Origin of the sequence: Parabacteroides sp. AM58-2XD (assembly GCF_003463685.1) — a bacterium.
Lineage (GTDB): Bacteria > Bacteroidota > Bacteroidia > Bacteroidales > Tannerellaceae > Parabacteroides > Parabacteroides segnis.
In genome coordinates this window covers 1-18,296 of record NZ_QSDP01000123.1, presented here as the reverse complement: position 1 = coordinate 18,296, position 18,296 = coordinate 1, and the positions used below count along the sequence as shown (strand labels likewise).

Sequence of the window (18,296 nt, the reverse complement as noted above, 5' to 3'; positions counted from 1 at the left end):
TAAAATGAAAATATAAGAAGCAAAAACAAATATATATTATTTTTGTATTTCTATATAAAATGAAAATATAAGAAGCAAAAACAAATATATATTATTTTTGTATTTCTATATATCTGATAATCAGTATATATATATTTATTCTTTTTCCTTTATTTTCATAGTTCAGTACTGGGTCTCGCTACTGCAAGGTTTACAAGAAATTGTAAACCTTTTTTGTTTGTATCTCCTCTGTTTCTTATCTCTCCATTTAAGCTATTATTCGGATAAATCCTGCGAAATGTACTTTTTTTGAAAAAATATTGCTAAAAAGTTTGGCGGAGTGATTTTTCTTGTATCTTTGTCATATAATAATAGTACAATGTTTCTATAATACAATATACATCTATATGATTAAGTTTTTATTGGATTATTCCAGCGGCGTACCGGTGTACCGTCAGATTATCGACCAGATCATATTTGGCATAGCATCCGGACAACTGAAATTGGGTGAACAGCTTCCTACAGTCAGGGCACTTGCTGTGGAACTGAAGGTAAACCTGAATACGGTATCCAAAGCGTATAAAGAATTGGAGATCAAAAATATTCTGGAGACTCAGCAAGGTACCGGCACTTTTATCAACAAAACAGAAAATGTGGTGTCGGAAAAGGAAAGGGAAGATAAGCTGAAAGAGATTTGCATGCAGTTTTCTTCCGTAGCGTTTAGTTATGGCTTTAATCTGGATGAAGTCATGCGGGAATTAAAAGACATTGAAACCTCTAAAAAATAATAGTTATGACAACAAATGTAATTAACAAGGGATGGTTTAATCCAATTTCTCTTACAGTATTGCTGGTATTGATTTCTGTATCGATCATTCTGTCTGTTTTACAGATTGTAAATGTTCAGGTCTTTGTGCTCTTAATCCTCTTTTCCGGATTATTTGCTACTTCTATCCGCATTGCCGACCAGTGGGAGCGGGCAGTGGTGTTGCGAATGGGTAAATTCAAAGGTTTAAGAGGCCCTGGCCCATTCATGATTATTCCTATTATAGATAGTGTCTCTGCTTATATCGACCAACGTGTGAGGGTAAGCGCTTTTAAAGCAGAGCAGACCCTGACCAAAGATACGGTACCGGTGAATGTGGATGCTGTTGTGTACTGGACGGTTTGGGACGTTGAAAAAGCTGCTTTGGAAGTTCAGGAATATCAAAAAGCCATCGAACATATTGCACAGACCGGTTTAAGAGACACGATCGGTAAACACGAATTATCCACTCTCTTGCAGGAACGTGATAAAATAGCCGAAGACCTGCAACATGTCCTGGACCGGAATACAAATCCCTGGGGAATCACTTGTCAAACCGTTGGTATTAACGACATCGCCATACCTCAGGACCTGGCCGACGCCATGAGTAAAGAGGCACAGGCCGAGCGTGAAAGAAGAGCACGCGTCATCCTGGGAACGGCCGAGACTGAAATTGCCGAAAAGTTTGAACTGGCTAGTCGAAAGTACACGGATAACCCGGTAGCCCTGCATCTCAGGGGAATGAATATGTTGTTTGAAGGCTTGAAAGAAAAAGGCTCTATGATTATTGTCCCCAGTTCGGCGCTCGATTCCATGAACCTGGGTGCCATGGGAGGTTTGGTTTCGTTGGCAAAAAGCAACGAGGCGTTTGCACACGAATGATATTTGTCTTAAAAATAGCGATTATGCGAGTTTACCTTTTTATTCTAGTATTATGTTGCTGTTTATTAGCCTCATGTAGTTCGATTGGTTCCGGTTTTCCCCTCGAAGAAACATTGACACAGGAATTAATGCCTTTGCAGGGGATAACCAATCCTATGCTGGTAGAAATAAAGTCTCCTTTTCTTATTTTAAAAAATTGGAAGATGCATGATAGTATATTTCATATATATGATCTTACCAGCCATGAATTGAAATGGGTTTTTGGTACAGAAGGACAAGGGCCGGGAGAGTTTATATCTCCGTCATTATTTCAAACGCAGCTCCCCGGTATTCTTATCGGTGATTTTGGAAAAAATGAGGTTATTCGTTTCGATATAGATCGAAACGGACAACCTGTGTTCAAAGAATCCCAGAAACTGGTTTATGACAATGCCCTCTATGATGCAGCCTTTATTAATGATTCTTTATATATTGCAGATCCTAAGTATATGCTTATTCCCAGTCTGTATCTTTTAGCTAGGGGGGATTCATTACCACGGAAGATATGGACATACAGAAATCCAAACATACTGGATTATTCGTTAGATCCTGATAAAGGTGAGGTATATGCGAGTGAAAACCATATTGTTTTTTGTTACAGTTATAAGAAGCAGATTGATTTTATGGATACTGCCTTTAACCTTGTCAAAAGAGTGAAATTTGAGTATGATGATCCGACTGATATTACAGGAGATAATTATGATGATGTCAAAATTAGTTATACTAGAGGATATTTAGGTAAGCGTTATTTCTATGCTATGTTTTTGGGAAGATCATGGAAGAAACATCGCGAAAATTTTACTAAGGGAACTTTTCTTGAAGTATTTGATTTGGACGGTAATCCAATAATCCGATATTATTTGGAAGGAAAGTGTCCGAGTAACTTTGCTGTGGACGAAGAAACTTTCACTCTTTATGGAGCAACAGAAGACGGGGAACCGGAAGATTATTTATTAATGTACAAATTAAAAGGACTGTCATAGCTTTATGAATATATGCCATCGGCAGTGGGAAAGAATATTTTAAATCGCGTATATCCCTCTTCTGTCGACAGGCTGAATCGGCATCGATGGTTTGTCAGTACCTCTCTGACAAACATCAGGCCGATCCCCTGTCCGGAAGATTTGGTGGTGAAGAAGGGGGTGAAAAGTTTTTGTTTGGCCTCCTCGCTTATTCTGGGACCATTGTCTTCTATAATAATGGATAAGGGGGAATGGTGAGTACTGATTTTTATCCTGCCGTTTTCCCCGATTGCCTCGTAAGCATTTTTGATGATATTGACCAGAACCTGTTCAAACTGGATGCCGTCTACGTGGATATATTGATCATTATCGGTCAGGGATAAAGACAATTCTATATTTCTTTGCCGGCATTCGATGCTGGTCAGTGAATACACCGAACGGGCCTGCTCATTCAGGGAGATCAGGGAAAAAGTCGGTTCGGGAATGCGGATAACCTGCGCCAGGTTGCTGATAAAACTGGCCAGATGCCCGCAACGGTCGAAAGAGGCCTCGATAGCCGGCAACACATATTCCCATTTGTTGCTCCCGTCCTGCTTGAAAATATCGGCGACAACATTCAGCGTGGAACCGATCGCCCCGACCGAATTATTCACCTCGTGAGACATCATACGGATGATGCGTTCGTATGAATCTTTCTCTATTTTAAGCAGTTCATGTGTGATCTCTTCAATCAATATGAAAGGATGGTTGAATCCCTGGTCGATAAAAGACGAACGGATACAACGGTATACTTTGTTTACCGAATTGCGGACCATCACATCGTCGCCCTGCTTTAATTGCCCTAAAGCGGGGGCCAGTTCGAATGTGGAATCGTTGAAAGTCTTCCCTTTGATTTCTGAAATATCGGAAATGTTTAATAGTTTCAACCCCGAAGGGTTTACTTCTACGATCTGTTTATCAAAGTTCAGAATGATAATCCCCTGTGGCGATGCGTGGATAAGCAGGTCAAGGAACTGGTTTTTTTCGCGTACTGCCAGTCGTTCACTCCGTAACTGTGAGATCATCCGGTTGAAAATCCCAATCAGTTCGTTGGCATCTTTATTTTTGACCAGACGTAAATGGGTTGAGAAATCCTGGTCTTTGAGTAATTGCATTCCGCTAAGCAGAATGTGATAGGGCTTGACCAGTTTATGATAGATAAAGGTAGCCAGCAGGAGCGATAAAATGGCAATGCACTGTATTACCCAGAAAGGAATCGGTTCATTCCGGAACAAAACGAACCCTATACCGCTCGATATACAAGCGATAAAGGCCGCGATCGTCCAGAATATCCATTTCGATTTCATTCGGGGAGTTTAATGTCGTACTTTTCGAGGCGGCGGTATAAAGTCTGTCTGCTCAGTCCCAATGCCGCAGCTATCCTGGAATGATTACAACCATACAATTCGACCGCTTTTTGTATCATGTTCCTTTCCACCATTTCGAGGGAGAGGATCGTGTTTCCGCCGGCAGGTTGGCTGGCAGGAACTTCAATATATTGCTGTTTGAAATCAATATCTGTGATGACATCCTTTCCTGAGATAAGAATTGTCCGTTCCACCAGGTTTTTCAGTTCGCGGATATTTCCGTGGAAAGGCAGTTTTTTCAGATATCCGAATGCTTCCTGCGATATTTCCGCTTCAGGCAGATTGTTCTGTTCCGCCTGTTTGCGGGCAAAATATTCAACCAGCAGGGGAATGTCTTCGGGACGTTCGCGTAAAGCCGGCATCTGTATGGTGATCAGGTTGATCCGGTAGAACAGGTCTTCGCGGAATGTACCTTGCGCCACCATCTCCGGGAGATTCTTGTTTGTCGCACAGATGATACGGGTATCCACCTGCCTGGGCTTGCTTTCGCCCAGCGGTTCGAATGTCTGGTCTTGTAAAACTCTCAATAGTTTTACCTGGCAAACCAGATCCAGTTCCCCGATCTCATCCAGAAAGATCGTCCCTTTGTCCGCCAGTTCGAACCGTCCGGTCCGGTCGTGGCGGGCGTCGGTGAAGGCACCCTGTTTATGGCCGAACATTTCACTTTCGAACAGCGACTGAGAAATGCCTCCCAGATTGACTTTGACAAACGGCTTGCCCTGCCGGTTGCTGTTTTCGTGGATTGCTTCGGCAATCAGTTCCTTACCTGTGCCGCTTTCGCCGGTGATCAGCACAGGGGCATTCGTCTGGCTGATACGTGAGATCGTATTTAAAACCTGTTGCAGAAGAGGAGATCTGCCGATGATCTTGTCAAAACGGTCCGTTCTTTCCGTTTTCCCGTTTTTCGGGTCCGGATTTTTTTCTTCGCTGTCCCTGAGTTGTATGGCTGTTTCTATTGTTTTCAGCAAAGCCAGGTTGTTCCAGGGTTTCGTGATAAAATCGAAAGCACCGGCACGTATGCCCTGGACAGCGAGGTTGATGGAACCCCAGGCCGTGATCAGGATAACCGGGACTGCCGGGCAAAATACCCGTACTTTGGCAAGCAGTTCCAGTCCTTCCTCCCCGGTCGTTGTGTTGCTATAATTCATATCCATCAATATCAATTGCGGACAGGTATGGCGCACGAAATCAATGGCCTCCTGCTGGTTTGCTGCCGTAGCCACTTCATATCCGGCCCGTTTCAGGACCAGGGTAAGCGAAGTCCGTACCGTTGTATCATCGTCACAGATAAGTATCATAACTTTTGTCTTTTTTGTTGATAGTTGTCAACTGTATTTTGTAAAGTTATAAATTTTATTCATCCCGTAAAGCCTCTGCCGGGGGAATCTTTGCGGCTTGCCGGGCCGGGTACCATACGGCTATCAGGGATATCGTTGCCAACAGACCGAAAGTCAATACATAGTTGATAAACTCCTGTTCCATTCCTATGCCTGCCTCCATTCTGTTGGAGATAGGGATGTCCAGCAATTCCAGTAATTCCGTCTGATTGATGTTAAGGCAGATATTTACACCCACCACACTGGCGATAAATAATATCAGCAATGTCTCCCCGAAAATCATCCGTTTTACTCCCTGCCGGGTTGCCCCGAGTGCCAGCCGCAGGCCTACTTCGCTCCGGCGTGTCTGCGTCCGGTACCAGAATGTCCCGATAATCCCCAGGAATATATTCAGGATCAGAAAAGCTGTGATGGCATATATCCCGTTCAGGTCGCCTGTCGGCCAGTTCATTTCTCTTGCATTTTTCGTCGATGAAAGACGGAAGCCAGAAAATAAGGCCCCAGCATCAGTTGGTCACGCATTTCCCGGGTAAACCGTTCCGCAAAATCCTTGTCGGCTTCCGGACTTACACGGATATATATCTGCATATCCGCCAGGTCATATTCTTTTTTATCCAGCGGTTGTATCATATTGCTGTAAAAAGAATCGAAATAACCGTCTTTCATTTTATCGGCAGTTCCGATAATAGTGTAGACCGCCTTGTCATAGGTGGCGGTTAATTGTTTTGCGTCGGATAGCGGTACAGCATATTCCGAAGAACCGAACTCCCCGTTCCGGCCGGGGCTGATCACGATCTTTCTTGTTCCCGGTATCCCCCAATCGCTGAGGTTTTTGACCGTGTTTTTTATTTTGAACACATCGAAGAAACTGTCGCTGACCCATCTCATCCGTAGGGTTACCATATTGGCTGTGTCTTCATTAATATAATAACTGCTCATATAATTCGACCAGGCAAAAGGAGCGCCCCATTTCGAAAAACTCACACTTTCCACTCCCGGATAGTTGTTTACACGATTCAGAAAAGTCATAGCTAGCGCTTGTTTGTCCGTCTCTTCCGTCTGCCCGTCTTCTGTAGGGAATGCGGCACTGTCTGCCGGCTTTCTCTGCATATTGATCTGATAGGTATGTTCTATGTCGAAACCATTCGGTTCAAAATAACATTTTCCCATATAGAAAAGATAATCGACGCAAAACCAGAGTACACAGAATACAAGTACATACTCTAGGGTGATCCACGCATTCGTTTTACGTTCGTTCCAGATGATTTTAAATATGTGGCGTATCATAATCAGTTATCATTTTGATTGAGTGAATTAATAATTTTCATTCGTGAAGCCCGGTAGGCCGGTATTCCCGCAGAAAGCAGGTTGATGACCAGGCAGACGGCAAATACCGCCAGCAGGACCGGGATGGAAATCAGCGTATTGACCTGTATCGTACTGCCGGACGGAATATCGAGCAACCAGTCCCGCATCCGGAATACTACAACGTACGACAAGATCAGACCGATCACCCCGCCGATCAGCGAAGTAATCAGATTTTCAAAAAGCACCTGTATCAGGATCGTATATCTTTTTGCACCGAACGCTTTCCGTATCCCGATTTCTTCCGTCCGTTTTTTCATGCGCGAAAGACTCAGTCCTGAGAGGTTGATAGCCGGTATCAGCAAAAGTATCAGCAGGATGAAGATCATTTTCCTGTTCTGGATGGTGATCGATTTCGTAATATCCTCGACGCTGTTCCCCCAGATGTCTTTCTGATAGAATTGGTTGTCCAGCGGTCCTTTCATAAAAAGCGTCCAGGGTACATTTTCTATGTTGTATTTTTTCTCCATATTTCTCACCTCTGCGGTTATTGCCGCAAAATCACTGGTTTTTTCAGCCATTATAACCACATCGAAATATAGGTTTTCTTTTTTCAGGGATGAATAGGGGACCCATAGATCTCCGTAAGCCCGTTTGAATACCGGCGACACATCCTTCACGATTCCTATGATCCGGTATGGTTTGAAGTTGACCAGAATCGTTTGTCCGAGTGCTGTTTCTCCTTTGAATGCTTTTTTTGCCAGCGTTTCAGAAACGACAGCGACGGATATTCCGGAATTAAATTCCCCTTCGTTGAACGGACGTCCTTTTATAAAAGAAAAAGAAAATATTTTCCAGTAAGTGGCATCGGTGAGCCTTTGGCCTGCATTTATAATCTCGCTGGACCCTTCCCGGCTGACCAGTGTGGACGGGCGTTTGGGATCTACCGAATTAACGGCCGAAACATAGCGCGGAGTTTTCAACGGATACAGGTAATCTTTTACGACATCATACGATAGAGTGCCCGCTTGCCAGCTGTTTTTTGTCGTGTCTTTTTTTACCTGGTAGTTGATATGTAAGGTTCGCTCCCTGTTTATTTCCGGTGTTGAACTGATGCCTTTTATTTCGTCGGCCACAATGATTGTCATAATCATCATGATTGCAAGTGCCGTTCCTATGATTGCGATGGCGCTGATAAACTTGTTTTGTTTCAGCATCAGCAGCGACTGTTTGAAATATATCCTGTACATAGTGGTTCCTTTATAAAATTATTCAACTCGTCTTCCGTCGAAAAAACGGACAATGCGTTGCGTCGACTCGGCAATATGCTCGTCATGCGTGACCATTACTATGGTTGTACCATCCTCATTCAACTGAAACAGAAGTTCCATAATCTCCGAACCCATTTTGCTATCCAGGTTTCCGGTTGGCTCATCCGCCAGAATGATCTGCGGATTCCCGACAATGGCCCGCGCCAAAGCTACACGCTGGCATTGTCCACCCGATAACTGTGTAGGTAAATGTCTCATCCGGTGTGATAGTCCTACCTTCTCCAATACTTTTTCAGCAGCTTCCCGTCGGCTTTTAGCCGTTGAATTACGGTAGAGCAGGGGCAGTTCTACGTTATCCAGTACATTCAGTGAATTGATCAGGTGAAAACTCTGAAAAACGAATCCCAGCATTTTGTTCCTGAACTCAGCCATTTCTCCGTCTTTCATCTGTGTGGTTTCCGTCTCGTTGATCAGGATTTTTCCCTGATCCGGCAGATCCAGCAATCCCATTAGATTGAGCAGGGTACTCTTTCCGCATCCCGATGGCCCCATAATAGAAAGAAACTCACCTTTTCTGATTGTGAGATTCACATTTTCAAGTGCAGTGGTTTCTACTTCCGTTGTGCGGTATACTTTTGTTATACCTTCCAGTTTGATTATTTCCATATTATCCTCAGTTTATCTGTCTCTATAGTAACAATGTATATGCCAAAACCCTATTGTGTTGAAAATGAGTGTCCGCTTTATGGGGAGGGTGTCCGAATACGGACAAATTTGTCCATAAACCGGAATAAAAAAAGCCCGCATTCTCAGATTGTCGTTTATAAACAACTTGAGAATGCGGGCTTATTAATTATGTAACCTCACGGTTATATTAATTAAGGTTTGCTTGCGGAATTAAGGGTTCACACAAGCAGAGTATAGGGTAAAATTTCACAAATTGTATTGTGTCTACAAATGTACTATGTTTGGTTGTATTTGTAGCACGTGTATTTCTATCATACGTGAGAGGTGTACCTGTCAATCTTTGTTTTGATTTATTGTGTGGGTGGTAAACATCTCAGTTGTGATCTGTTTGCCTATGCTATAAATGTAGACGTTGTAAAACAACGCTTATGTTATGAAAATTAACACATGTGTTACTATCATAAAGGGCGGTAAAGCTATCACGGAGAATCGCATATATGAAAAAAAACGGCGCACACGCGGAACTATCCGAATGTGCGCCTTTATGCATATAAAAAATTGAGGGTCAAATTTTAACCAATTGTAACATGTTGAATAACTGTACCCCAGTCTGTTACAACAATATTGCAATTATTTTTTGAGAGGTCAAAAGTAATTTCTGACTGTTCTCCTTCGTTTACAGACACTTTCTCTGAATTTTTGACATTTTTTGAAGAAAGGATCATGTTATCGTCTTTGTAAAGCTCTATAGTCACGTCGGAAGCTGGTAAAATAGCTGTGTTGTCAGCAATAACATTACCTTTTGCATCCATGGTTGCGGGGATGATATATTCAATTTCTTCACCTGTCAATTCACCGTTGTGATCAAAAGAAGCTTTTGTTTTCTTTACTTTATAATAAAAATTACCTTCTCTGGAGTCAAGGACTTTAATAACGCCTTTTGTGATCAGAGAAATAGAAGACACTTTGCGTTCGATCTTTAAAGTTTCAGCACTCGCCTTGGTGGAAGTGCTCTTTAAAGTAACCTGTCCGTAGAATAAATCTCCCGGTAAAGCGGCTGCAACGCCGTTGTTCTGCTTCAGGCTAACCTGTAGGTCAGAAATAATATTCGCTTTGCTCATGGCGCTGATATTTTCGCTATCGGAAGAAAGACCTGCCCATGCAACAACTGTGATCTGTTTTGAACCCGGACAGCTGATCTCAACCGGTTTTGCCTGTAGCAAATAAGTTCTGTCAAGAGACACTTGTGTGTAGTAGTCACCATTCTGATCAAAAACGAACAGAGTAGTCTGGTCTACGTCACCCTTAACAGTAATATCTTTGTTATCAGAATAAGCCTTCAGTACAACAGAGAAAGGAGCCTCGGTCTGAGAATCAGCGTTTTTAATTACGCCTTCGTCGATACCTGAGTAAGAAGAATCGCTATCAGCGGAACAGCTAGTGAAAGAGATTGCTGCAATCAGTGTGCAAACAATAAACAAACAATTTGTGAAAATTCTACCCTTTTTCATGACCTTAATTTTTTATATGCTTAATTACCCTATACTTTCGAGAGATTCTATCCGGTTAAGACCCTCATCAAAACCTTTTCTCTCATCTTGATGTTGCAAATATAGAGACTAAAATGATATGTGTATCAAATATAGTGGTAATAAAAGTTAAAACGATCAAAATAATTGCCGAAAATATCAAAATAGGTGGTGTAAATGTCTCAAATGAGTGGTATAAGTGTTATTTTAGCCCTTGAATCTGGTTCTGGTATTGATGTGTTTATCTCTTATTTGATAGAAATGGCTTGTGTGAGTGATACGAATACACCTGCTTTTGTTCTGCCGGTTAATAATAGTGCTTATTTCTGCTCCGGTCAATCCCTTTATTATTCTAAATATCACTGACAGATTGGTTTGAATATCGGAAATTGTGCGAAAAAAATATGATAATCATTTCTTTTTACGCAAATAATCTTGCATTGATGTTCGCTAAACGAAAATTTATTATCATCTTTGCATAGATGATTATACACAGTTGTGAGGAGATTTTACTGTTGGTTCTGAAATACTCGGGAAAAAATTATCTTAGAAATTAAAATATATATATCATTATGAATAATAGAACTTTGTTCAGGAAGTGGTCTGTCTTTCTTGCATGCTTTGCTTTTTGCGGTCAGCAGGCATTTGCTGCAGGAGACTCCGCTAACCCTTTGGAGATAACTGTTCTTGTAGTGGTCATTCTTTTGGCATTGTTGTTTGTCCTGGCGACTTTTTATTTAAGAAAAATGTATGCCGGTTTTTCAAGCCAGTCCCAGAAGGCGGTAAAGGAAAAGGAGTTGCTTGCCCTGAGCCAGATTGAAACTGAGCAAAAAAATAATGAGTTGGAAGCTGCTAAGAAGGAGTTGGAGGAGCAGAAGGAGGCTATTGAGTCCAAAGCGGCAGAACTCGAATCTGAGAGAAATGAACTAGAATCTCAATATAATGTATTGTCAACAGCGAACAAAGAGCTGGTTCAGAAACTTTCCACGCAGGAGACGATGATCTCTACGCTGAACAGCAATAAAAAAGACCTGGAGCAGTTGCTCGTCACCAAGATCAAGGAGAGCGATGCCATGCAGCGGGAGGTTGCCGACAGGCTTTCGGAAGCTGAGTCCCGTTTGAAGGATGCCGAAATGATCCACGATAACTTCTTTATCGAGACAATCCACGAAATGCGTACGCCTCTTTCACTGGTGCTCGGTTCATTGGCGTTGGTGGTGCAGAATAAGGACGACGAAAAGGATATGTCCACCCAATTACTTTCGGCTTATCGTAACACACTTGCTTTGCAGGACCTTGCCGACCAGTTGATCGGGACCCGCCGGGCAAATGATGTTGCCAATTATCTGCGCATCGCCCGTTACGACCTGGTGGAAATATCCCGGCAGATCTGCGACCTGTTCGTCGACTGGGTTGCGATGAATAATGTCGATTTCCAAGTCAACACCCAGACGGCCATGTTATGGATCTGGCTCGACCGTCGTAAAATGGAATATGCTTTACGTACATTATTATCTAATGCATTTAAGAATACATTCGTTTACGGCAAAGTCACGCTGGATATTTCCGTCGTGAGGAAAGACGGGAAAGCATATTGCTCTCTGTCCGTACAGGATGAAGGGTTGGACGAGAATGAAAGCGCCCGCCGCGGTTTGAGGCAGGTGCACGATATGGTGGATGATATCGGCGGATTTTATAGCAACGAAACGACTTCGTCGGGCACTGTCTATACATTATTAATACCGTTAGGCAAACAGCACCTGATGGAACGTCGGGTGGAATTTGTAGAACCCGAAGCCGACCTGGTGAGATTGAACGACCGTCAGAAGGAAGAGATCGCCGAATTTATCCAGGTTGTCCCGCAGAAAAAGCTCACCGGCAAGAAAATCCTTGTCATCGATGACAGCGACCAGATCCGTTGGTTCCTGAAACATGTCTTTGCCAAGGAATATGAGATACTCGAGGCCCGTAATGGGGAGGAGGGAATAAAAGTTGCCTTTGCCAACAATCCGGACCTGATCCTTTGTGACGTGATGATGCCTGTCAAAGACGGTTTTGAGACCTGTAAGGTTTTGAAGGCTGATCCGCGCACTTCGCAGACGCCGGTTGTCATGCTGACGGCAAAGGTGGAGAGCGAAGACATCATCGTCGGTCTCGAAGCCGGGGCGGACGATTATATCACTAAGCCGTTCGATGTGGAGATTCTTCGCAGCAAACTGAACAACCTGGTGAAACGCCGCGAACAATTGAAGCAGTTCTTCACCAAGTCGCTGGCAGGAACAAGCGCGCCGGATACGGATGAAAGCGATTCCGCCATACCGAGCAATCCGTTTATGGACCTGGTTGTTAAAAATATCGAGATGCATCTTGACGATTCCACCTTTGAGGCAAAGGTGCTCGCAGACTCATTAAACATGAGTCTGCCGACATTGTATCGTAAAATTAAGCAATTCTCTGATTGCAGTATCCTGGAACTGACCCGTACGATTCGTTTGAAAAAGGCAGCCGAGTTGATCCAGACGCAGCAGTATTCGGTGCAGGAAGTCGCAGAAATGGTCGGCTTCAACGACACGGCCACTTTCCGCAAACGTTTCACGGAACAATACGGAACGACGCCTTCGCAATATGGGCAGCCGTAAGATTTTATATTGTACGGATTTTAAATCTGTCGAAATGTTTTGAATAATTTGATTTATGTATCAATATGCTGCATAAATACTTTATGTGGTAACTAGAGAATCTTCCGGAATTGGTCTTTCGGAAGATTTTTTGTTACAATAATTAACGGTTCGATTCTGCTATAGCCCGCATCCAGTTCGTTTAAGAGAAATTGCCATCTCGTTTAAAACGAATTTTTTTCGTTTTAAATGGATTGACGGTTTATTCAAAGCAAAAATCAATGTGAATATAAGTTAATTGAAGACTTTTAGAAAGATTTTTTACCCTCAAATTCTATGTTTTACGACATTTTATTCTTCTGGAATGTTCGAAAAACAAGTTGTGGTGTGAGTGATATAATTGAGGGAATTTCCTGTATATATCAGAAAAAAGTTTCGAATAGCCTGTTTTTTGGTTTTAAGTAATATTGTAATCCTGCTATTGCTGTCAATCTGATGAAATTAAACTCTTCGACATTTGCATAAAAAACGCCATCTCTGCCGTATGGCCGATATAATCTCTTCAATAACCACTTAAAATAGCATTTTGATATTTTATAAGTCGTTTTTCGTTATGAGGGTCTGTCAGGTGAGTAATGTGCCAAAGTGATAATCGAGAAATCTGTACTATCAGACAAAATCCTGGAATTTAAAGGCTGATTTATAGTTTTGCCTATTTTATGATAGAATCGCCTTTGCCCGAAAAGTACATAATTTATCCTCTTTTTGAAGATGATAGTTTTATCTATTAAGATAGAGAGAACCACCTATACCCCATCCTTTTCATAACAATTACTTTTGCTACATGAAAATAAGGTAAAATATAAATATAAGGATAGGGTAAAGTCAATCCGAAATTATTAGATTATGGAGCATAATAAATTAATTACAAAACAAACCATTTTTTTGGCGTTGGCGATTGTAGCTCTGTTTGCTACAAGTTGCGTAAAAGACGACTTGGACGCGTGTCCGGGTTTGACGCTCAAAGTTGTGAATCAGGATAATGATGATGTCACTCCGCTGGGTGCAGTATCCTCTACAACACTCTATGTATTCGATGAGAATTTGAAATTACTGGAAACTCGTCTTTTAGACGAGACTCTGATTAAGAACCGTCAAAGCATACAGCTTAATTATCCGGTGAATACTAAACTGCATTTGGTTGCGTGGGGTAATCTGACAAAAGAAAATCAAATTGTTCCGGATGTAAAAAGCGCTGAAGATCTGAAGATCATGCTGAATACTAAGAATGGGCAGGCTGAGTCGCCGGATGATTTATTCTATGGCTCTAAGGATTATACTATCCAGCCCGGCGATAATCAGGAAATTGTGATTGCTCCGAAAGTAGGACAGGTTACTATGGTTACCCAAGGCTTGCAATACGCTATTAAAAATAATCCCGGTTTACGTTCTGCCTCTGCTTCCGATTATGAGTTTCAGTTGAATAAAACATTAAGCGGCTATAATTATAGAGGTGAACAGATCGGTGACAGCGTTTATTATAAACCTGAAAGCAACTGGGACGAAACGGCTACCGAATGGATAACGCCCGAACCTAGTAATGTTTGTGACGGGCAGCGTCTATCGTGTTCTTTTATAGGTGCAGATGGGATAAAACAGACCGTTGATCAATTCGAATATAAAGGGGTAGTTGGTCCGATTGACGTAAAAGTTTACGAAAACATTCAGATACAGTTTGAGTGGAATGACGAAGGAGCTTTTGTCGGTGCCAAAGTAACTGTTACTCCCTGGGGAGTTGTGGAAGATAATCCTGATTTGAAACCTAAAAATTAATCAATCATGATAAATATGAATAAGATATTATATGCAGGATTCGCTTTATTGCTATGTGCTTCCTGCTCAAATGACAATGATCGGGATATAACTTCGCTACCGGAAGCAAAGATTTCCTTGCAGGTGAAAGCCAGCGGTACGAACAAGAAAAGTCCCCTGAAAGCTATCACAAAAGCCGGTACGGATGCAAACGAACTTGCGGGTGAAGCTTACATTAATAATATTACTGCATTCGTGTTCAACGAAGACGGTTCACAATTGCTTTCTACCACTCCCTATTATCAGGAAACAACTCCAGCTGATGGTGAGTTGACTATTCCGAATATTCCGGCACGTGCAGCCAAGGCCCGGATCGTATTGGTCGGGAATGCAAACGGAACTTTGAGTAATATCACCTCATATGCAGGTCTTGAAGCCGCTCTTTGCCAACTATCATCACAGGAACAGGATAATCTGACCATGAGTAGCCTGGTAATCGAAACAGAGGAATCGCTGGTAGCCGGTGATGAAAATTATATCGGTTACGAATCGATGGGTAAGAATAATATCAACGGAATATCTACTCCGTTGGAGTTGACTCGTCTGGCGGCACGCTTGGACGTTGTCGGGATAAAGACAAATTTTACACGGCCTGAACTACTGGGACGTACCGTAAAAATTGAATCCATCACGGTGGCTAACCAAAAAACAGCGTCGCATTTTTTCAGCCACGATTATTGGGGTACGGTTGTTGCCGACGGTAATCTTGGAACAAGTGCAACTACAGCTATGGATCTGGTAGTCGACAACAATACATCGCTCAATGAAATAGCTTACAGGAGTTATGTGATGGAAAATGACGGTAGTGAAGAACCGACAGAATTGCTCATCAAGGCAACCATAAGCGCCAAAGATCCTTATCAGGCTCGGACACGTGAATTCAGGGCCGTTATCAATGAAAAAGGGTTGTCGGCTTACGGACATAATTTCGTAAAACGTAACTACGTATATAAGATAATCATATCGTTCAACGATGACAGCTTTGAAGAAGAGGTATTATACGGATCGGTCAATATCAATATCGTAGCTGCAGAGTGGAATTCGGAAGTGATTAATATACCGTCAGTAGACTATTGATTATAAAAAAATCTCAAAACGATAGGCAAATCTATCCTTTTGCGAATAAGTAGAAATGCCTACTCTTTTTGATATTTTTAGCTATTAAAATTTATCGGATTGCATCATACATTTGCAATGTGATTTAGATGAAAAACTAATAAATATAGGGTATAGAAAATTTATTATTAACATTTTAAAAATATGGATTTTATGAAAATCAAGAATTTATTTGTATTGTCTTTGGCTGCTTTATCTTTTGTAGCCTGTTCTAATGAAGATGAGCCAATTGTTCCTCAAGAAGGTTCTCTTGTAGTGGATCTGTCAAGTGTTGCTGCTGTATCAAAAGCAAATACGGAAACTGGTATCGGATCTGAGTCACATTTAAATACTGTAATAGTATATGCATTTGGCAATGATGGAGTTTTGTATAGCGAGCCTCGTACGATAAGTGCAGGAAGCGCTTCAGAGACAAGTTTGACTTGGCAGCTACCGGTGGGAACTTATACTATTGCGGCTGTTAGTGGTCTTACACAGTTAACTGGTGTTACTGCCTCTACGTTGCCTAGTCAGGTGGTGGAGTTGACAAGCAATACTCGTGAGAATTTTGTGATGTATGGAGCTAAAGCTGTAACTATTACTGCGGGAGGAACTGCAACAGAACAAATTGATGTCGCTCGTGTATTAGCAGGTGTTAAATTATATGATATTAAGACTCAATTAGCAGAATCTGTTCCTGAAATTTATAAAAATGCGGTTAAAACTCTTGCAAGTATTAAAATTGTAGGATCAAAAGAAAGCGCATTATTATCAGGTGCTGTAAAATCAGATGCTGCAGTAACGGATGACGATAATATGACAAAGGCTCTATTTGCAGCAGGTAATGCTATTACTATTACAGATGACGGAGGTGTAGATGTTTCTAATTTAACAACTGCTGCACGTGCTTATGCTTGTCCAAGTACTATTACACGTATAACTATTGGGGTTAATTATTCAGGAATAGGAACTAGATATTATAGTGTTGGTACACAGACTTTACAATCTAATACAATGTACGGTTTGGATATAACTATCACCGGTATTGGTTCTGAAGATCCTGATACTCCAACCCCAGTCGGAAATGGTAATTTTACTATTAAAGCACAGGATTGGTCAACTGGAACAGTTATTGAAGGATCAACTGATTATTAATATTTAGAATATAAAAAGAAGGAAGTGTCGGCAATTCTCTATTGCTGGCACTTTTTTTTAATAGCCTTGTCAATTCGATTGTCAGGGCTTCTTTTCTTCGGAAAGCTTCAAAAATTGGAACATCTTCCTCCTCAGTAAATAAAGATCTTATTAAACAGTCACTTACTTTCATTGTATCGAAGAGACAATAAAGTATTTAATGTGCATTAAAAATGATGAAACAACTCCTTCGATTTTCTGAACAGGTCAATGCTGAAATCTACTTACCAAATTCCAGATGTCGTGATCGTCTAAAATCGAATCTATCTACTGATATTTATTGGGCATAGAATAAAGAAGAAAGATAATGCATTAAAAAACATTACTTTTCTTCTTTTTTTGACGCCTCAACCTTTGTAAATCTATCTCCCGTTAGGGGTGTAACTATCAATTTTCACTACTTTTCCACATTGCCACTTTTACCCCTTAAACATGAGATTCTGACCTATCCTCACTTATTTCGGCATACCCTACATTTGCAGTATAAAATCGAACGAGATAGTAAATAAAGCAATAAAATATAGGGTCATGAAATTACAGAATATCTTCGCATTAATCGTTACATTGATTGGTTTCGCAGCTTGTACTTCTGAGAGCGAACTACTTGATACCGCTGTAAACGATGATTTAGTTCCAGTAACAATAAGTTTAGGTTCTATACAAACAAAAGCCTCTGTCGGTTTAGGTACGGATGAGGGCACAGTCCAAAATGCAGTTATCGGTATTTTCGATAGCAAGGGGATACCGACAATTACTCCGATAGTATTAGAATCGGGTAATAGCGAATTGATTCGTATTCCTTTGGTGAAATCAAATGCTTATGCTTTTGTAAATGTTTCAACTGAAGATATTAATACATTGAAAAATATCAGCAGTATGAATGACTTTAAAAGTTATGCTATAACTAAACAGCTTACTCAGGTTGCTGCAGCTTTACCGAAGTTTGGAGAAAAAACAAATTTTACTCCGACTGCAAATGGTAATATCGAAATTCCGGTAAAGCAGTTGACAGCACGCTTGGATGTAAGAGTCTCTGTTGAATTAACAGAAAATGGTCAAACTGTTGATGCTTCTTTTGTAAAAGAAAGTCTTATGTGGACTGATATTTTTGCGGAATCATCTTCTACCTCTGGTAATGATGGAAATTTTACAACCATAATAAATAGTGTTACGTATGACAATGTAATAAATCGTACATATTCATATCCAGGTGTTACACCTTCTATAACTTTAGTAGGTACAATAAATGGTGAAAGAAGATCTTTTTCTTACACTTTTAATAGTACTTTGGAAAAAGATAATGTATATCTATTAA

16 protein-coding genes are annotated in these 18,296 nt (G+C 41.2%); 9 read left to right on the top strand and 7 right to left on the bottom strand.

Going from position 1 to position 18,296, the window contains the following annotated elements:
* Positions 1-386: 386 nt before the first annotated feature.
* The 3 genes from DXA15_RS21790 to DXA15_RS21780 all read left to right on the top strand — a co-directional run bounded on the left by DXA15_RS21790 (position 387) and on the right by DXA15_RS21780 (position 2,688).
* Complete coding sequence (locus DXA15_RS21790; protein ID WP_007655329.1) at positions 387-767, top strand: GntR family transcriptional regulator; 381 nt, start codon at positions 387-389, stop codon at positions 765-767.
* A gap of 5 nt (positions 768-772) precedes the next feature.
* Positions 773-1,666 (top strand): slipin family protein, encoded by an 894-nt coding sequence (locus DXA15_RS21785; protein ID WP_128135420.1) that lies wholly within the window; start codon positions 773-775, stop codon positions 1,664-1,666.
* Between the two features lie 113 nt (positions 1,667-1,779).
* Positions 1,780-2,688 carry a BF3164 family lipoprotein gene (locus tag DXA15_RS21780; RefSeq protein WP_158579695.1) on the top strand — a complete coding sequence of 303 codons (909 nt, stop codon included), beginning with the start codon at positions 1,780-1,782 and terminating at the stop codon, positions 2,686-2,688.
* Positions 2,689-2,690: 2 nt separating this feature from the next.
* Here the strand turns inward: DXA15_RS21780 and DXA15_RS21775 are convergent, their stop codons facing one another.
* The 7 genes from DXA15_RS21775 to DXA15_RS21750 form a co-directional block, all read right to left on the bottom strand.
* Complete coding sequence (locus DXA15_RS21775; RefSeq protein ID WP_128135419.1) at positions 2,691-4,013, bottom strand: PAS domain-containing sensor histidine kinase; 1,323 nt, start codon at positions 4,011-4,013, stop codon at positions 2,691-2,693.
* Positions 4,010-5,371: a sigma-54 dependent transcriptional regulator gene (locus tag DXA15_RS21770; protein WP_010801719.1), complete on the bottom strand. Its 1,362-nt coding sequence runs from the start codon at positions 5,369-5,371 to the stop codon at positions 4,010-4,012. Before DXA15_RS21770 ends, DXA15_RS21775 begins: the two co-directional genes overlap by 4 nt.
* A 55-nt stretch (positions 5,372-5,426) precedes the next feature.
* Positions 5,427-5,861, bottom strand: a complete 435-nt coding sequence (locus tag DXA15_RS27195; RefSeq protein ID WP_233567526.1) for an FtsX-like permease family protein — start codon at positions 5,859-5,861, stop codon at positions 5,427-5,429.
* A complete protein-coding gene (locus DXA15_RS21765) occupies positions 5,858-6,697 on the bottom strand; it encodes a hypothetical protein (RefSeq protein WP_233567525.1) in 840 nt (279 codons plus the stop codon). Before DXA15_RS21765 ends, DXA15_RS27195 begins: the two co-directional genes overlap by 4 nt.
* A gap of 2 nt (positions 6,698-6,699) precedes the next feature.
* Positions 6,700-7,965 carry an ABC transporter permease gene (locus DXA15_RS21760; protein ID WP_128135418.1) on the bottom strand — a complete coding sequence of 422 codons (1,266 nt, stop codon included), beginning with the start codon at positions 7,963-7,965 and terminating at the stop codon, positions 6,700-6,702.
* A gap of 18 nt (positions 7,966-7,983) precedes the next feature.
* On the bottom strand, positions 7,984-8,652 hold the full coding sequence (locus DXA15_RS21755; RefSeq protein WP_128135417.1) for an ABC transporter ATP-binding protein: 669 nt from the start codon (positions 8,650-8,652) through the stop codon (positions 7,984-7,986).
* A 593-nt stretch (positions 8,653-9,245) separates the two neighbouring features.
* Positions 9,246-10,184, bottom strand: coding sequence for a FimB/Mfa2 family fimbrial subunit (locus DXA15_RS21750; protein ID WP_128135416.1), 939 nt, complete (start codon positions 10,182-10,184; stop codon positions 9,246-9,248).
* Between the two features lie 204 nt (positions 10,185-10,388).
* On the opposite strand from DXA15_RS21750, the gene DXA15_RS21745 reads away from it, so the two are divergent.
* The 6 genes from DXA15_RS21745 to DXA15_RS21720 all read left to right on the top strand — a co-directional run.
* A complete protein-coding gene (locus tag DXA15_RS21745) occupies positions 10,389-10,568 on the top strand; it encodes a hypothetical protein (RefSeq protein ID WP_233567524.1) in 180 nt (59 codons plus the stop codon).
* Positions 10,569-10,774: 206 nt separating this feature from the next.
* On the top strand, positions 10,775-12,841 hold the full coding sequence (locus tag DXA15_RS21740) for a response regulator (RefSeq protein ID WP_128135414.1): 2,067 nt from the start codon (positions 10,775-10,777) through the stop codon (positions 12,839-12,841).
* A gap of 924 nt (positions 12,842-13,765) precedes the next feature.
* The gene (locus tag DXA15_RS21735) at positions 13,766-14,653 is read left to right on the top strand and encodes a FimB/Mfa2 family fimbrial subunit (protein WP_233567523.1); all 888 of its coding nucleotides are present in this window, start codon (positions 13,766-13,768) and stop codon (positions 14,651-14,653) included.
* A 15-nt stretch (positions 14,654-14,668) separates the two neighbouring features.
* The gene (locus DXA15_RS21730) at positions 14,669-15,769 is read left to right on the top strand and encodes a fimbrial protein (protein ID WP_233567522.1); all 1,101 of its coding nucleotides are present in this window, start codon (positions 14,669-14,671) and stop codon (positions 15,767-15,769) included.
* A 192-nt stretch (positions 15,770-15,961) separates the two neighbouring features.
* Complete coding sequence (locus DXA15_RS21725; protein ID WP_158579694.1) at positions 15,962-16,942, top strand: FimB/Mfa2 family fimbrial subunit; 981 nt, start codon at positions 15,962-15,964, stop codon at positions 16,940-16,942.
* Positions 16,943-17,509: 567 nt separating this feature from the next.
* The coding region (locus DXA15_RS21720; RefSeq protein WP_128135410.1) for a hypothetical protein at positions 17,510-18,296 on the top strand (787 nt) is incomplete at its 3' end.

Coding starts and splice junctions, on each gene's coding strand:
- DXA15_RS21740 (WP_128135414.1), top strand. CDS start 10,775: ATGAATAATAGAACTTTGTTCAGGAAGTGGTCTGTCTTTCTTGCATGC.
- DXA15_RS21785 (WP_128135420.1), top strand. CDS start 773: ATGACAACAAATGTAATTAACAAGGGATGGTTTAATCCAATTTCTCTT.
- DXA15_RS21770 (WP_010801719.1), bottom strand. CDS start 5,371: ATGATACTTATCTGTGACGATGATACAACGGTACGGACTTCGCTTACC.
- DXA15_RS21760 (WP_128135418.1), bottom strand. CDS start 7,965: ATGTACAGGATATATTTCAAACAGTCGCTGCTGATGCTGAAACAAAAC.
- DXA15_RS21765 (WP_233567525.1), bottom strand. CDS start 6,697: ATGATACGCCACATATTTAAAATCATCTGGAACGAACGTAAAACGAAT.
- DXA15_RS21755 (WP_128135417.1), bottom strand. CDS start 8,652: ATGGAAATAATCAAACTGGAAGGTATAACAAAAGTATACCGCACAACG.
- DXA15_RS27195 (WP_233567526.1), bottom strand. CDS start 5,861: ATGAACTGGCCGACAGGCGACCTGAACGGGATATATGCCATCACAGCT.
- DXA15_RS21750 (WP_128135416.1), bottom strand. CDS start 10,184: ATGAAAAAGGGTAGAATTTTCACAAATTGTTTGTTTATTGTTTGCACA.
- DXA15_RS21775 (WP_128135419.1), bottom strand. CDS start 4,013: ATGAAATCGAAATGGATATTCTGGACGATCGCGGCCTTTATCGCTTGT.
- DXA15_RS21745 (WP_233567524.1), top strand. CDS start 10,389: ATGAGTGGTATAAGTGTTATTTTAGCCCTTGAATCTGGTTCTGGTATT.
- DXA15_RS21790 (WP_007655329.1), top strand. CDS start 387: ATGATTAAGTTTTTATTGGATTATTCCAGCGGCGTACCGGTGTACCGT.
- DXA15_RS21730 (WP_233567522.1), top strand. CDS start 14,669: ATGAATAAGATATTATATGCAGGATTCGCTTTATTGCTATGTGCTTCC.
- DXA15_RS21725 (WP_158579694.1), top strand. CDS start 15,962: ATGAAAATCAAGAATTTATTTGTATTGTCTTTGGCTGCTTTATCTTTT.